The sequence below is a fragment of the Nostoc sp. genome, assembly GCF_036917465.1.
Lineage (GTDB): Bacteria > Cyanobacteriota > Cyanobacteriia > Cyanobacteriales > Nostocaceae > Nostoc.
Genome location: NZ_JBALDL010000001.1, coordinates 20839 through 36115, shown reverse-complemented (window position 1 = coordinate 36115; position 15277 = coordinate 20839). Strand labels below are relative to the sequence as shown.

The window sequence follows — 15277 nt, the reverse complement described above, 5'->3', positions numbered from 1 at the left end:
ACTATTTTTTCTCGAAGATCGACAGAGTAGGACTTCATTTAAAAGTATTTATATTTTAATCTAGTGTACCTCATAATAGATGCAAGTGCTGTAATAGTGTTGTGTTCAATAGACGATAAGTTAAGCGAGATATCTGTGCAATTACAATCAAGCTGGGGAAATCGAATTTGATGAAGCTAATGGAAGCAGATATTTTCTCACCTCAAGCATTTAGACTTAAATTTGTATTTGAGTGAAGGCTTCCTCCGCCCAGGCTTCTGTACTAAGTACTGCTTTTATTCTTTTGGGTATATCACTTTGGGTAGTTAAAACTTATAGCCAGCATAGCTAAGATTTATAAAGTGCTTAAAAACTATCTGAATATGTAGAATGCCAACTGCTCTAATTACTGGTGCTTCTAGTGGTATTGGTAAAGCTTTTGCTCAAGAACTAGCTGCACGCAAGACCAATCTTGTACTTGTAGCTCGTTCGGAAGATAAACTAAGCCAATTAGCTAAAGAACTAGAAGAAAAACACAAAATTCAAGTAGACGTTATAATCAAAGACCTCACAGAATCAAATGCAGCTACTGCTGTATTTGAAGCCACTAGAGCAAAGGAATTAAGCATTGACTTATTAATCAATAATGCTGGTTTTGGCTACTATGGTGACTTTGCTGAAGGAGATGGAGAAAGACAAATTAAAATCGTACAATTAAATATTTTAGCATTGGTAGATTTAACCCATAAATTTCTACCATTGATGCGGCAACGTCGCTCTGGAAGTATTATTAACGTATCTTCTATTACGGCATTTCAACCGATACCATACCTTTCTGTTTATGCAGCTAGTAAAGCTTTTATTCTCAGTTTTAGTGAAGCGCTATGGGCAGAAAACCAGCAATATGGTGTCCGTATTTTAGTCACTTGTCCAGGGCCAATAGAAACAAACTTTTTTGCAGAAGCTAATTTTCCTCCAGCGCTGGCGAGTAGTACAGATAAAGTGTATTCTTGTGAAAAAGTTGTTTGGGAGTGTTTAGACGCTTTGGAAAAAGGCTATCCAACTGTTATTAGTTCTGATACTACCACTCAAGTGAGAAGCAAATTATCTCGGCTTGTACCACGAAAAATTCTGTTGAATATGTTAGCAAAACACTTTAAAGTTTAAGTATAGAGTTAGGAATTAGGAGTTTGAGATTACATAAATTAGTAAATTTAAAACTCCTAACTTAATTACATATACCTTGTTAATTGAACTCGGTAACGGTCTTTTTTTGTAACGGCGATTTCTCCAACTTCTAAACGCCCTTTAGAGCGAATGGCGATTAAATCGCCTGATTTGACTTGAGAACTAGCTTGTGTAACTTCCTTCCAATTAACGCGGACATCACCTGCGTCAATGAAATCAACCATTTTGCTGCGGGACATACCAAAACCAGCAGATGCGATCGCATCTAACCGCAAAGAAGCCTCCACAGTAGTTAATTCTTTTTTCTTTGGTTCCCGAACCTTTAACTCAGTTATCTCGATCTTCTGAGTCTTCACAGGAACCGATCGCACCTGCTTAAGACTCATTTCCAAAAATTCCACTAACTCTGGTGCGACGATCGCCTGCGCCCCTCGTTCTCCCAAAACAATAATGTCTCCCGTCTTTTCACGAACAATCCCTGTTCCTAACATTGCGCCCAAAAAGTCGCGGTGAGAGGCGGTATCAAAAAGGAAATTACCAGCAATTTCCACGGCGACAAGGCTAACTTGAGACTGATCTAAGGGAAGTTCCGAACGAGCGATCGCTATTCTTTGGCGTTCAGCTTGCGGATATCCACCCCACGCAACTAATTGCACTTCTGTTAATCGGTTAAACACCCGTTGAATTTCCGCCAATTCTGGGGGAGATAGAAAATCTGTCAAAACCACTTCCCAAGTTTTGATGGCTTGCTCTGCTTGATCGATTACACGAGCTAGACTATCTCTATTTTCAACACCTTTTAAAAGTTCTTCTCGTGGCAACATTCTTAAAAATTATGAGTTATGAATTGAGAATTAATCTGTTATAACTGTCTTGATTCTAACTTTAATTTTCATTTGAGCCATTAGTAACAAGTTAAGGCTAGCGATCGCTAGTCCTGAACTGGCAGATGCTTTTAGTGCCGAGACTGATGAAGTAGCATTAAAGTCGCCATCTACTCAGAGTGCCGTGTGAATGAGAGTATGTCAGATAACCAAGAAGAAAATCCAATAGTGGAGAATGTGGAGCCGCCAGAAGTTAAACTGACGGCTCCAAGCTTTCTTACACGACGCTACTTGTGTCGGCATAACCTTGGATATTTTCTGGATCAAACTGACGTAATATTCGGGTTGCTTGCCGAGTCAGAGTTTCAGAACCTTGCACGGCAACTAAATATTTACCTGCATCTAAGCGGTTGCGGTAAGGTAAAGCATCACCACTACCTACGAGTAAACCAACTCCGCCACCCACCAACACACCACCCATAGCACCACTAGCAGCACCTAGCAGTCCGCCAATGATGTGATTGCCAACTTCACCCGCCCACGCAAAAGTATCTAAACCAGTGATCAGGCTGAATGTAAAACCTGCAAAAAAGCCAAATGGTATCAGCCAGGTTGCCATCAGTTGTGCTTGCTTTTTGGCTTCGTCTTTAGGGTCAATTAAGCCAAACTCGTCAGCCGTTTTATATCCTTTCCCCAGGATAGTACTGTTTATGCCTTCTTCTTCTAAAGCTAAGTAAGCAGCTTCGGCTTGAATGCGGTCTGGTAATACGGCAACAAGGTAATTCATTGAATTTACAATTTGTCTAATAGAAGTTTTGCCTTAATTAACAGCGTATCAGTCTTGGTGGAATCAATCTTGTATTGGGTAAGAGTTTAGAGTTAGGAGTTAGGAGTTCCGAATTTGCAAAGGCTTTGATTCTTGCTCCCCTACTGTTGTCCTACGACGTAGATACAAGTCTTATTAAAGCTGCCTTATACTTTAGCTTGCAATGCCAATACATCGACCTGCAATGCCAATACATCGACCTGCAATGCCAATACATCGACTTGTAATGCCAATACATCGACTTGCAATGCCAATACATCGACTTGCAATGCCAATACATTGACCTGCAATGCCAATACATCGACTTGTAAAGATTAGCCTACACTACGTTACGCAGAAATTAAAAGACTTGTGTGTACATGGTAGCCTTAGCAAGAAGAGGGATGTCTTAGTAAGACAGAGCGGGTTTTGGGTAATCAGATAAGTTGTGTGTATACTGTAGCTTTCCCTTGTAGAAAAAGAGTTGGGGATTAAGTCTGTATTAAACTCAAATGTAAACTGCAATGGGCGATCGCACAAATTAAGCCAAGTTAAATATACATCGACCGATCACTTGAGTGAATCTAGTGGTTCACAAAAATTGTTCACGCCTTGCTTGAGGACATATATCAAAACTGGGGTTGCTAAAATCTTCGGAAACGTTGGCATTGCTTTTAGATGTTCCATCATCTTTTGAAGTGAAGTATTAAGCAAATCTTCCCGATATTCTTGTTCGCAAATAACCACACGCCATTTTCTAGCTAAGGCATCTAACCACTCGGAATTTGCTCTTTCTGGTTGTTGTCCGGCTCTAATCGCTAGTGTCATCGCCGCATCTTCTAAATCTCCATCACAGTCTTCAATCAAATCCAGCGCTTCCATATCGTTAGGATCATCAGCCAATTGAGAGCGAAACTGTGCAATTTCTTGAGATGTTACTTTAGTCATGAGTCTTTGACAAGGCTAGCGATGCCTACGGCGGTAAACTACGAACATTCAGTTATGCTACATCATTTCACAAAATTCCTGCGCTCGTTTTTCGTAGCCCTTTCAGAATCCAACAGTAATTAGGCAAACAATAGCCGCAAACCTAGTAGACATCTTAGGGCAATTCATGAATTGACCCGACAACAGATATGGTTTTTTTAGTGGATCGGGACGAAGCTCAGTATGATTTCACGTCTTTTTTAATTAATAAAAAGCCTCATTTTTCAATGAGGCTTTCAGAATATTTCGTTAAGTCAGAATTACTAGCGTAGCGCTCTGAGGGTAACAGAACGTTGTAACTGAGCTAAAGCGCGGTTGTAACCCAAAATTGCTGTGACTCGATTACCTTCAGCTTGTGTGAGGTCATTTTCAGAGTTAATCACATCAGTTTGAGTGCCTACACCAGCTTGGAATCGCAAACGGGCTAAACGTAGAGCTTCTCTAGCTTGCTCTAAAGCGGTATTAGCAGTTTGAACGTTTTCCAAATTAGATTGCTGATTAGAATAGGCTTGTTCTACCTGAAAGCGGATTTGGTTACGCTGTTCGGCAAATTGAGTTTCTGCGATCGCAATATTAACTCTCTGCTGTTGTGCTCTTGCTCTTGCTGCTCCCCCATCAAACAAACTTAGGGTTGCCTGAATTCCAAATGAATAACCATCAGTAACGCTGACATTATCATTAAACTGGTCTAGCAGGTCGTAGCTGCCTACTAAACTAACTTGAGGGCCTAACTCTGCAAGTGCCTGTCTACGCTGTTGTTCGCTGATATTGCGTTGTGCCAACTGCTGTTGCAATTCTGGACGATTTTGATAAGCCAGCACAATACTTTGTTCTAGTGTTGGGTTCCAAAGACCAGCTAACTGTACAGGGTCGGCTGCACTGATATTTACTGTCTGTGGCAAACTTATCCGAGTTGCTAATTGACGACGGGCTATTGCCTGCTGCGATCTAGCATTAGTTAAATTTTGTTGGGAATTTGCTAAAGTCACCTGCGATCGCAACACATCGAACCGCGTACCAACCCCGGCTCGTTCTAAAGCTTCTGCATCACGCAAACTAGCTTCAGAGTTTACCACAGCCGACTGGCTAATGCGTACTTGTTCATCCGCTTGTTGCAGATTGTAATAGTCAGTGGCAACATTCAAACGGATTGTCTCAGACTGAGTTTCTACAGCCAACTCATTGAAACGTACCTGTTCTTCAGCCGCTCTGATACTAGCTTGTACTCTTCCAGAAGTGTAGATGTTATACGAAAGTTGTGCTTTACCAGAAAAAGATGTAGTGGGTTTGTCTTGGTTGGAGAGTGTGCCATTGCGCCCGTTTAATTCGTCCGTCAGTTGGCTACTAGAAGACTGACCCCGAGTTAAACCCGTGCTAATTCCCAGAGTGGGCAATAAAGCCGCTTGTGCCTCGCGCAGAGCCGCCTGATTGCGTTCTAGCTCCAAAATAGACACCTGTAAATCGTGATTATTACGCCGTGCTAGTTCTAGAGCCTGTGCTAAAGTAATCGGCTGATTTCCCTGAAGTGTCACTTCCTCAGTTTTGGTGGGAAATTGCAAGGGATTTGAGTTAGGAATCAGGTTCTCTGGAATTTGCACCGCCCCTGATGGTGCAGGAGTTACGGTTCTCGGCACAGTGGAAGGTTGCACTGAACCCTCTGGTGCAGGAGTTACACTTCCTGGTATAGTAGGTACTTGTGTAGAATCTGTCGGAATCGGGGTATTACTCTGAGCCACGCGGGAGCCAGCAGCATTTTGTTGTAAACAGGTGCTTGAAGCTAGTAGTAAAGCACCTGTTGAATCAGTCTTGCTTTTTCCTGACTCCTGTGGACATGTTGGCGCTGACAACAGTTTTGCTGATTCTCCACCAGTCGCTGAAGTTTTTAAAAATGTTTGCAACTCAGCAACAGTATTTATCTTTTGAACTACTGGCTGCTGTGCTGAAGACAGGGGAAAAATTTCCTTTTGGACAGAAGAGGGTTTTGAAGTGTAATTGGGAATTACTACACTCTCTGATTTCTGCTCAGAAGTGCTTGAGTTACTCTGTTTTTGGAGATTTTGAGTAGAACGGCTGACATCTAGCTTTTGGGAAGAATTAGAGGTAGGTGTCAAACTTAAAAATCTACTTTTATCCTTCTTAAGTACTTGTTTTATTGGTACAAAAGTATTCTCAGCCGTAAATACTGGAATACTATTATTACTTAAAGGCTTCATACTAAGTTTAGTGAAACCAAAACCAGTTACTAAAGTTGGAACATTAATATTGGCACCATTCGGCAGTTGTGTATTCATCATGTCCACAACTGGGTTTTGACCATAAGTAGAAGTCAAAACACTAGGAGAAGAAGCCAGTTGTACCTTAGTTAGTTTTACAGTACCAGCCCAAGCAGGCTGAGTCGTTAAAACTGCTGCCGTCACACCAGGCAAGAAGCTATAGAATAATTGCTGTCCTTTCACCGCATCCCTCACACGAAAATCAATCTAGCGGCAGATAAACCTTTCTTCACCACAGAATATAGCACGATACTAAATTTAGGAAAGAATATACTACGATACTAAATTTAGGGTTCGGAACTCTGTTTGTCTTCAAAACGTCTAACAATGCGAGAAAGTTCCGCCTTTTCATCGATACTAACGCGAGTAGGAGCACCGCTAATAATCCGTTCGTAGTTTCGGAAAGAATCTTTAATATCGGGCCCGTCAGCAGTGATATTATACTCACGAATGCCCTTATCATGCCAAGACCCGCGCATTTTAAATACGTTAATTGCCCGCGACATTTCTCCACGAATTTCTACGTACTGTAGCATCAGAATTGTATCGGTAATCGTAGAAATATGAGAGTCAGTAATGGAATGCGCTCCCAAAAATTGGTCAGTTGTGTTAGTAAAGAAACCAGTAATTTCTTCTTGTTTAGCATAACCCGTCACCCCAATTACAAACTGCCTAAATGCATTATTGCTCACTCCTCTAGCTAATGCTGATAAGGAATCAATGGCGATGCGGGCTGGTTTGAAGACAGCAATCTCTGATTTAATAATTTGTAAGTGGTCTTCTAAACCAGTTGATTCAGGATAGGTACAAATTATTTTTAGTAAACCTTGATCTTCTAATTCTTCAAAATCAATTCCCCAAGATGAAGCATTACGAGATAGTTGGGCGCGTGATTCTTCGTAAGCAAATAATATTACCTGTTCTCCATTCAGACAACCATCTTGAATAAACTTACTAACTAACAAGGTTTTACCAGTACCTGTGGCTCCTGTTGCCAAAATAATAGAATCTTTAAAGAAACCACCACCGCACATTTCATCTAAGATTTTGACCCCTGAAGATACCCTGATATTAGAAGACCGTTGAGTTAAACGCATTGCTCCTAGCGGAAAGATATTAACTCCTTCATTAGTAATTGTGAAGGGATACTCGCCTTTCATGTGAGTTGTACCGCGCAACTTGAGAATTTCAGCTGTACGACGGCGGCGTTCTCCTTCTAAAACGTTGCGAAAAATTACTACATTATCAGAAACAAATTCTTCCACTCCAAAGGAAGCAACAGGGCCATATTCTTCACTACGTTCGGTGGTAATTACAGTGGTGACATTCAGGATTTTCAGACGTGCTACCAGGCGAAAAATCTCGCGTCGCACTACTCCCATCGCTTCGTACTGCTGAAATACGGCTGTCATTGAGTCAATTGAAACTCGTTTAGCTTTATATTTGCGAATGGCATATTGCAGGCGTTCAATTAGTGCAGAAAGGTCAAAATTTCCCACGATATCTTGACCTTCTGGATCGGGAGATGCATCAAGAATAAATAACTTCCCTTCTTCAATTAGGCGTGGTAAGTTCCACCCGAAAACATGAGCATTTTTAATAATATCACTAGGTGATTCTTCAAAGGTAACAAATACTCCTGCTTCATCAAAGTAAGTGATCCCATTATAGAGAAACTGAAGAGATAATAAAGTTTTACCAGTACCTGAAGTGCCACTTACCAAGGTAGTTCTACCAATTGGTAAACCACCATGACTAATATCGTCAAACCCTTCGATCATTGTGCGAATTTTTTCTACCCCCCCATTTCTCGGTGTTTTATTTAGTTCTACTGGCTGATTTTGACTCATTGCTTGATAATAAAAGGGTGTTAAAAACGGGTTCTTAAAATTATAAAGTTTTTACTTGATTTTCTTGAGGCTATTTATAAACCAAATATTAAGCAAGTAGGGTGTGTTAAGTCACAATTTTACTAATAAGATCGCAAAAATAAATCTTTTTCAGTAATATACTAAGATCGGGGGTACAAAAACTCTCTTGATTAGAGCAACATACTGCCTTACCTACACATTTGAAATTTACTTTCTAAATGCTCCCTTGAGCATTAATTATTTTACTCTTCAAAATCTCCTTCACTTAGTTCTTCATAGAGCAAATCTAATCCAATCAATACTCTTTCTCGATCTGAAAGATCGCCGATAATTTTGCGTACGGGTGGCGGTAAAATTTTAGATAATGTTGGTGTTGCCAATATTTTATCTTCTTCGGCCAGTTGCGGACTTTTCAGTACGTCGATTACTTTTAAAGCATAAACACCTTCAAACTCTTGTTCTAAAATATTTTTGAGTGTTTTTAATGCTCGGACTGAATTAGGGGTATTCCCAGCTACGTAAAGCTTGAGAACGTAGGTTTTTTTGGCTTTAATCATCTATTTATAGGCTAGTTATTATTAGATAAAGATAGGATGCGAGCGCACCTTAAGAATAACTAACAGTGTTAGCTTGTTCCAAGTTCACATCAATAATTTTCATTTATTTAGAATAGAACTCCTATAGACTTCACATAGGTGAGCCAATACATCTATCAACGTCAGGCGGTAATCAAGTAAAGTTTCATTGCTCCTTCCTTCTAGTTTTAGCTGGATAGAAAATTCTTCAATTACCTCCATGTGGATTTCAATGATTTGGGGCACAGGAATATTAGCATAAAATATAGTATTGATAAATTTATCAATTTTTTCTTTAAGTGTTTTATCTGTGGTAAAATAATTTATAAGGATTAGGCTGTAATCTAATTTAAGCTGTTTTAATAATCCTTGCCTTTCGGCTGGATTCATATCCTGAAAATGCTGTTGGCTTTTTTGCATCTGGCTGGCAAATACATAGACGTAATTGCTAGTGTATGACTCAGTTAGATTTTGTTGCGGCCAATTTGGTAAATAGTCGATTGTCGCAGAGGTAGTTGCAGTAACAGGTAAATAGCAAAATTGGGCAATAATCGCGTCAAAAAATTTCCACGGCCACACAATCCAACCTTTTTCCTTGGCTAAGTCAACTAGATTATTTAAACATCTTTTAACATCAGGTCGTAAAATCAATATCGGTAATAACATTTAATCTTTAATCTATCTCCTGGATCGCCCTGACCAAGAAACGTGGGCTGATAAATTTGGCTAACGCTTCTAGGGGAATACTTGATGTGTATTTGTAAACTGGTTGTTCTACCCCAAAATAACGCTTTGTGTTAGTAGATAGTCCAAGAAGGCAAAAGGCAGGAAGTAAGAAAGCTTATTTACTAAACATTTTTACCTTTTCTCAACTGATAGTTATTTATACCTGCTTGTGCTAGCTATTCAACAACTTAGTGCAGAAACTGAGCGGTAGCTCTTTGATGATCGGGTATATGTCGGCATAACAAGACACAGTACCTAATTGATTGTTTGTATATCTATGTAAATAGATAGATAGATTTTTTGATTTTGCTCCTTGATAAGATACTTAAACGAACTTAAAGGATTGTCGCATTGTAAATCATTATAATTCCTCAAGGTTCTAAAGCGAATCTTTGGGGTCATAATTGTTGTAGCCGTCGCTATCGATGGGGAGTTTAAATACCAGTAAGACGCTAGAGAGGCTAGTTGCTATAAATCAGAAATGTCGCCTCTTGGAAAAATGCACTTGCTTGTGGGCATGTGTCCGTGAGGAGAAATCCTGTTGTTTTATTTAATGGCGTTGAAATAACCAGAGTTGCTTATATGAGTCTTCTTAGAGGATATGGCTTCAGGCGAAAAGACCATCAACAGTTGGCAGATGGAGATGCCGGAGGTTTCCACAGGAAGAATGACCCCCAAAGCCCTATGTTAATGCTAGATTACCCGCTTTATGACTTTCAGGCAACCGTACCTAGCTGCCTCCAAACATCTTCTTTGGCAGTGGTGCTGAAGATTTTTGAGCAAGATCAGTGCGATCGCTTGGTAGTAGTGAATCAGCAGCAATGCCCTATAGGATTGCTGTATTCTGCCCGTTTAATCCAAAAATTATTAGCACATAGTGACGATATAAATCTAAATTTACATCAATCTATCTTTACTTGGGATCAAGGTCTAATTGAGCCGATCCAGACAATATCAGCTTCCGAGCGTGTCGAGCAATTGGGCTTGTATTTGGGCGATCCAGAAGCCGAAAGCCACCAAAAGTTAGATTGGGCGCTGATTGACTCTGATGGGCGATATTTGGGGCTGCTTGATAGTCCACGCCTGTTGCGATCGCTGGCTAAGGAACGCATGGCTGGCTTACAAAGCTCACACGATTATGATGCCAATGTACAGCCGCCAAATAAAGCTAAATCATTGGAACATCAGCCATTGATCCTGTTGCTCGAAAGACTGCCTTGGCCTTTAATGTTGCAAACCGGTACTGGCGAAGTATTAGCCCGAAATCCCGCCTGGTGGCAGCAATTAGGAGCCTTGAAAGATCCAGAAGGAGTTAGGCAACAAGTAGAGGCAATACTTATCCCTAAGCCCTCCGAAAAATCTGAATATGCCACCCAACGAGCAATCAAGGTTCATGCCAATAGTAGGGAGAATGAACATGGTGGTGAACAAGAACTGACTCAACCAGAAGCATCACCAGACGCTGTATACAGTCGGTGCTATTTGGATAGTCAAGTGGGTACTTGTACCTGTGTTGTCCAAGTGCAAAATGGTCAGGAGCAAATCTGGCAATTTGCCAAAATTCCCTTAGATAGTCCTGAGTTTAAAGCCATGAGTGCTGAAGAGGAGGTTGAACTCAGCAAGGATTTGTGGTTGGTTTTAGCTACTGATGTGACTGAACAACAGCAGCTTTGTAAAGAATTAGCTGCAAAAAATGCTGATTTAATTCAACTAAATCGCTTGAAGGATGAGTTTTTATCTTGTATTAGTCATGAACTCAAAACTCCCCTAACTGCCGTTTTAGGATTATCGCGCTTGCTTGTGGATCAGCAGTTGGGAGAACTCAACGAACGTCAAGCCCGTTATGCGGGACTGATTCATCAAAGTGGTCGCCACCTGATGAGTGTGGTTAATGACATTTTGGATTTGACGCGGATGGAAACGGGACAAATGGATTTGACGCTGACTCCGGTGAAAATTCGGGTTGTGTGCGATCGCGCCTTATCGGAAGCCAAAGCCATCCACACTCAAACTACCAAAACAACACCCCAAACTCAAGAAAATATCCGTTCAACTGCTCCTCAATTCTGCCTTTCCATTGAACTAGGTTTAGATGAGATGGTGGCAGATGAGTTGCGCTTGCGCCAGATGCTAGTACACCTACTTTCCAACGCCTTTAAATTCACCGAAATATCCGGCGAAATTGGGTTGCGGGTGAGTCGTTGGGAAGGATGGATTGCCTTTACAATTTGGGATACAGGCATTGGCATTCCTGAACACCAGCAACACCTAATTTTTCAAAAATTTCAGCAACTAGAAAATCCCCTCACCCGCCAATTTGAAGGCACTGGCTTAGGGCTAGTATTAACTCGCGCCTTGGCTCGGCTCCACGGAGGAGATGTCAGTTTCTTGTCTCGTGAAGGAAGAGGTAGCCAATTTACACTACTTTTACCGCCCAGTCCCCCGAAAACAGGCTTTTCTGAACCAGATATGGTCATCAGAACAGACGAGAAGACACGACACCAAGAGACAAGAGAAAACCCCGCAGCAGCTCGTCAGTATATCAGTACGACAACACAGCATCATCCCGCGAGTTCGCAACGGTTAGTCTTAGTAGTCGAGGCAGTAGCCCGATATATTGAAGACTTGACCGAAAAACTCAAAGCTTTAGGATATCGGGTAGTAATTGCGCGATCGGGGACAGAAGCAGTCGAAAAAGCTCGGCGCTTGCAACCAATAGCGATATTTTTGAATCCCTTGCTGCCTCTGCTGTCAGGCTGGGATGTGCTGACTTTACTAAAATCTGACACCGCAACCCGTCATATATCTGTAATTGTTACCGCAACGGGGGCCGAAAAGGATAAAGCATTTGCTAACCGAGCCGATGGTTTCTTAAATTTGCCAGTAGAGCATGAGGTATTAGCACCAGTTCTAGAGAAATTATGTACTACACAGGCAGTTTTGCAGGTAGGGTTAGACAATAGCGCTATTATCCCACCTAAAACCCTACTGCGAATTCTCCGGTTGGTAAATCCCCAGTTGGAATCGGTGAATCCTCACCCCTCACTTCGAGAACATCGAGTGATTGAAGTAGATGATTTAGATCAAGCAGAACTTTTGGCGCGGGTATGGCAGTTTGATGTGATTTTGCTAGATGTCGAAAGTACCACCGCCCAAATTTATCTACAACAACTAATTCAGCATCCACGTTTGGCGGCTCTACCACTGGTTACTTGCGATGTTGCAACTACCTTAATAGCTTCTAAAATACCAGGGTTATCTGTATTTCCTTACTTAACACCATTTACCAAAGACAATAGCAGTCGCATCGACAAAACAGAAGCCTTATTATCAGTACTGCAAATTGCTTCTGGTATTTGCTGTCCTCCTAACATCTTAGTTGTAGATTTGACAATGTTGCGTGATTTTCCACAGGGAAGACGTAAGCCAGCTAAGGGTTATCGAACAGCAAAAAATTGTTCAATTAGTAGTGAAACTGCTGAACGGGGATCTGAGTGGTTCCAAGCTTTAATTCAGTATCTACAAACAGCCGGCTTTAAAGCGGCGATCAGTCCCTGTTGGGCAGAAGTGTTACAACAAATTCGCCACCAAAGCGTTGATTTACTGCTAATTTGTTTAGGAGAATCCGCTATCCACAAAGATGTGCTAACAGCTCTGAAAACATTGGGAGATTCGCCGGACAAATTACCACCAATTTTGGTATTAAATCAGCGATTAAATTGCCCAGAAACCAGTTTACAGCCTGCGGTAGCTTATAAGGAAATTGACAAGCAGAAGAAAAATGGTTTGGAATCGATAGAAACTGTTGTTGATGCGATCGCTACCCAAATATTACCACGCTCGATATCAATGGAAGACCTCTTAAACCAGATAAATCAAGCTTTAGCCATCAATGGTTACAATAACAAATGTTAATTTGGGAATGGGGCATGGGAGAGTATTTTTCCTCTCACCAAAAGCAGCACTTCACCCCTCTTGTTTCTTGCCAATGCCCAATGCCCAATGCCCAATGCCCAATTCCCAATTCCCAATTCCCAATTACGATATATCTATTTTTTCATTTTTCTTTTTCTTAAAAGGAACCCGAATTAGGTTATAAGCACCTTTGGTAGATAAATTCTTGTAATCATCTGGCTGTAAGTCCATTTGTAAAAACTTTTTCTGTTCAGCTAATAGCAGCACTGACGGAGGTTTTAGTCCTTTAGCAGCCTGGTTTTTAATATGCTCTAAAGCTTCTTGGGGAAATCTTAAATAATTTACGTGAATGTGGCTGTAAAATACCACACTAGGCTTTTTGAAGCCTAGCATGATCAATTCTTCATTTGGTTGTTTTGCTTCTAGGATGACCGCAGATAATTCTCTTAAAGGTAATTGACGTTCTCGATCGATAAAAAACGAAGCAGGCGTTAAGACAAAAATTACAAACGCCACTAACCCTAGTAAATTAATCCCAATAATGTAGTCCCATCGGCGACTCAGCAATAAACCCGCAACTAAAACGGCAGAAACAAGCCACATTATGCCGGCGATTACTGGTAAACCAGATTTTTGAATTAGTTCATGGAAGTTACTTATCGCTGGATCAGTACCTAATATGTGGGTTATGTTAAGCAGTGCTGTTGCCAAAACTGATAAAAACACTACATTCAACCAACCACTGACTCGGAGATAAGAGGGAAAGGAGGAAACAGGAATTGTTTGTTTGTCTTGTCTCTCCTGGAAAAAGTCGCTCCACAACAGCGTTACTAAGATGGCTGCTGCTGGCATTAAAGGCAATACGTAACTAGGCAGTTTGGTGACAGCAATGCAGAAAAAGCCAAAGATGCTAGCAAACCAGAACCAGGCGAATAAACCAAATTGTTGGAAACGTTCAAGCGATCGCCAGTGCGATCGCTGCCAAAATTTTAATCTCACTATAGAAACTGGTAAATACACTGAGTATGGTGCAAAACCCAGTAGCACGATTATAAAGTAAAAATACCAAGGTGCTGAATGACCATTAACTACCTCTGTAAAGCGTTCCAGGTTGTGATAACCAAAAAAGGCATTAATATAATTCCAGCCATTGCGCCAAATTACTAAAGCATACCAGGGTACTGATAGACCTAAAATTATCAGTATACCCAGGAAGAGGCGCATTTCTCGCAATACCTCTCTAAACCTTCCCACATAAAGCAAAAAGGCGAAAATAATTAGCCCTGGCAAGACAATTCCCACTGGGCCTTTAGTCAAAATTGCGCCTGCAATTAGCACATAGCAAGCTAAGTACCACTTGTTAGGGAATACGGAGGTCGCTTCGCTTCGGGATTGGGTATTAGGGATTGGAGATTGGGAAAATTCCTCCCCAGTTCCCAGTTTCCCAGTTCCCAGTCCCCAACCCCCATTCCCTTCCTTCCCTGCATATCCTAGAAAGAAACATAACAAAGCTGATGCCATACATCCGGTGAGCAGCATATCAGAGACACCCGTTCTTGCCCAAATAATAGTTTCGGGATTGAGTGCCATGAGCGCTGCTGCGATGAAAGATGTTAAATAGCGGCGATTAGGACGTGAAACTTGCTCTAATTCGTCTTGTTTGGCGAAATACCACTGGACGGTGTAAAAACCTAAACAAATTAAGCCAAATGCTGCGATCGCAGAGGGAAGGCGTACTGCCCACTCATTCACCCCAATTATGTGATATGCGATCGCTTGACACCAGTAAGTTAAAGCAGGTTTATCGAAACGAGTGTCACCATTGAAAAATGGGGTTATCCAATCACCTGTAACGAACATCTGGCGGGAAGCTTCCGCAAACAAAGGTTCTGTCTCATCAATCAAGCCAATGTTGCCCAAATTCCACCCAAAAGCTATCCACCCAACCACCATCAACCACAAAATCGACACAGTTAGACTCAGGGATGGATTCTTTGATATTTCGTTGAACCACCGGTCAACAGTGTGCTTAACACTCAATTTCATGCTCATTAGTCAATAGTCAACAATCACTACTCAATAGTCGTTCGTTATCTATCTTTTGTTCTTCGGAGTTTTAACTCAACAATTTTCC

The 15277-nt window shown here is 41.2% G+C and carries 11 protein-coding genes; 2 read left to right on the top strand and 9 right to left on the bottom strand.

Annotated features, from left to right (window positions below):
* Positions 1-369 precede the first annotated feature (369 nt).
* Positions 370-1146, top strand: a complete 777-nt coding sequence (locus tag V7K38_RS00120) for an SDR family NAD(P)-dependent oxidoreductase (protein WP_334854688.1) — start codon at positions 370-372, stop codon at positions 1144-1146.
* 65 nt (positions 1147-1211) lie between these two features.
* Here the strand turns inward: V7K38_RS00120 and V7K38_RS00115 are convergent, their stop codons facing one another.
* The 8 genes from V7K38_RS00115 to V7K38_RS00080 all read right to left on the bottom strand — a co-directional run bounded on the left by V7K38_RS00115 (position 1212) and on the right by V7K38_RS00080 (position 9168).
* Complete coding sequence (locus V7K38_RS00115; RefSeq protein ID WP_334854687.1) at positions 1212-1991, bottom strand: photosystem II S4 domain protein; 780 nt, start codon at positions 1989-1991, stop codon at positions 1212-1214.
* A 277-nt stretch (positions 1992-2268) separates the two neighbouring features.
* A complete protein-coding gene (locus V7K38_RS00110; protein ID WP_334854686.1) occupies positions 2269-2778 on the bottom strand; it encodes a hypothetical protein in 510 nt (169 codons plus the stop codon).
* A 185-nt stretch (positions 2779-2963) separates the two neighbouring features.
* Positions 2964-3113 carry a hypothetical protein gene (locus V7K38_RS00105; RefSeq protein ID WP_334854685.1) on the bottom strand — a complete coding sequence of 50 codons (150 nt, stop codon included), beginning with the start codon at positions 3111-3113 and terminating at the stop codon, positions 2964-2966.
* 253 nt (positions 3114-3366) lie between these two features.
* Complete coding sequence (locus tag V7K38_RS00100) at positions 3367-3744, bottom strand: hypothetical protein (RefSeq protein ID WP_334854684.1); 378 nt, start codon at positions 3742-3744, stop codon at positions 3367-3369.
* Positions 3745-4046: 302 nt separating this feature from the next.
* Complete coding sequence (locus V7K38_RS00095) at positions 4047-6239, bottom strand: TolC family protein (RefSeq protein WP_334854683.1); 2193 nt, start codon at positions 6237-6239, stop codon at positions 4047-4049.
* Positions 6240-6343: 104 nt separating this feature from the next.
* On the bottom strand, positions 6344-7906 hold the full coding sequence (gene kaiC / locus V7K38_RS00090) for a circadian clock protein KaiC (protein WP_334854682.1): 1563 nt from the start codon (positions 7904-7906) through the stop codon (positions 6344-6346).
* A 263-nt stretch (positions 7907-8169) separates the two neighbouring features.
* A complete protein-coding gene (kaiB, locus tag V7K38_RS00085) occupies positions 8170-8484 on the bottom strand; it encodes a circadian clock protein KaiB (protein WP_012409411.1) in 315 nt (104 codons plus the stop codon).
* Between the two features lie 99 nt (positions 8485-8583).
* Positions 8584-9168: a KaiA family protein gene (locus V7K38_RS00080; protein ID WP_334854681.1), complete on the bottom strand. Its 585-nt coding sequence runs from the start codon at positions 9166-9168 to the stop codon at positions 8584-8586.
* A gap of 642 nt (positions 9169-9810) precedes the next feature.
* Between V7K38_RS00080 and V7K38_RS00075 the strand changes: the two genes are divergently transcribed.
* Complete coding sequence (locus V7K38_RS00075) at positions 9811-13143, top strand: ATP-binding response regulator (RefSeq protein WP_442940731.1); 3333 nt, start codon at positions 9811-9813, stop codon at positions 13141-13143.
* Between the two features lie 123 nt (positions 13144-13266).
* Here the strand turns inward: V7K38_RS00075 and V7K38_RS00070 are convergent, their stop codons facing one another.
* A complete protein-coding gene (locus tag V7K38_RS00070; RefSeq protein WP_334854680.1) occupies positions 13267-15195 on the bottom strand; it encodes an ArnT family glycosyltransferase in 1929 nt (642 codons plus the stop codon).
* Between the last annotated feature and the right edge of the window lie 82 nt (positions 15196-15277).

Excerpts from the sequence above, each read along its gene's own strand:
- kaiB (WP_012409411.1), bottom strand. The coding sequence starts at position 8,484 with ATGATTAAAGCCAAAAAAACCTACGTTCTCAAGCTTTACGTAGCTGGG.
- V7K38_RS00110 (WP_334854686.1), bottom strand. The coding sequence starts at position 2,778 with ATGAATTACCTTGTTGCCGTATTACCAGACCGCATTCAAGCCGAAGCT.
- V7K38_RS00070 (WP_334854680.1), bottom strand. The coding sequence starts at position 15,195 with ATGAGCATGAAATTGAGTGTTAAGCACACTGTTGACCGGTGGTTCAAC.
- V7K38_RS00075 (WP_442940731.1), top strand. The coding sequence starts at position 9,811 with ATGAGTCTTCTTAGAGGATATGGCTTCAGGCGAAAAGACCATCAACAG.
- V7K38_RS00115 (WP_334854687.1), bottom strand. The coding sequence starts at position 1,991 with ATGTTGCCACGAGAAGAACTTTTAAAAGGTGTTGAAAATAGAGATAGT.
- V7K38_RS00120 (WP_334854688.1), top strand. The coding sequence starts at position 370 with ATGCCAACTGCTCTAATTACTGGTGCTTCTAGTGGTATTGGTAAAGCT.
- kaiC (WP_334854682.1), bottom strand. The coding sequence starts at position 7,906 with ATGAGTCAAAATCAGCCAGTAGAACTAAATAAAACACCGAGAAATGGG.
- V7K38_RS00080 (WP_334854681.1), bottom strand. The coding sequence starts at position 9,168 with ATGTTATTACCGATATTGATTTTACGACCTGATGTTAAAAGATGTTTA.
- V7K38_RS00100 (WP_334854684.1), bottom strand. The coding sequence starts at position 3,744 with ATGACTAAAGTAACATCTCAAGAAATTGCACAGTTTCGCTCTCAATTG.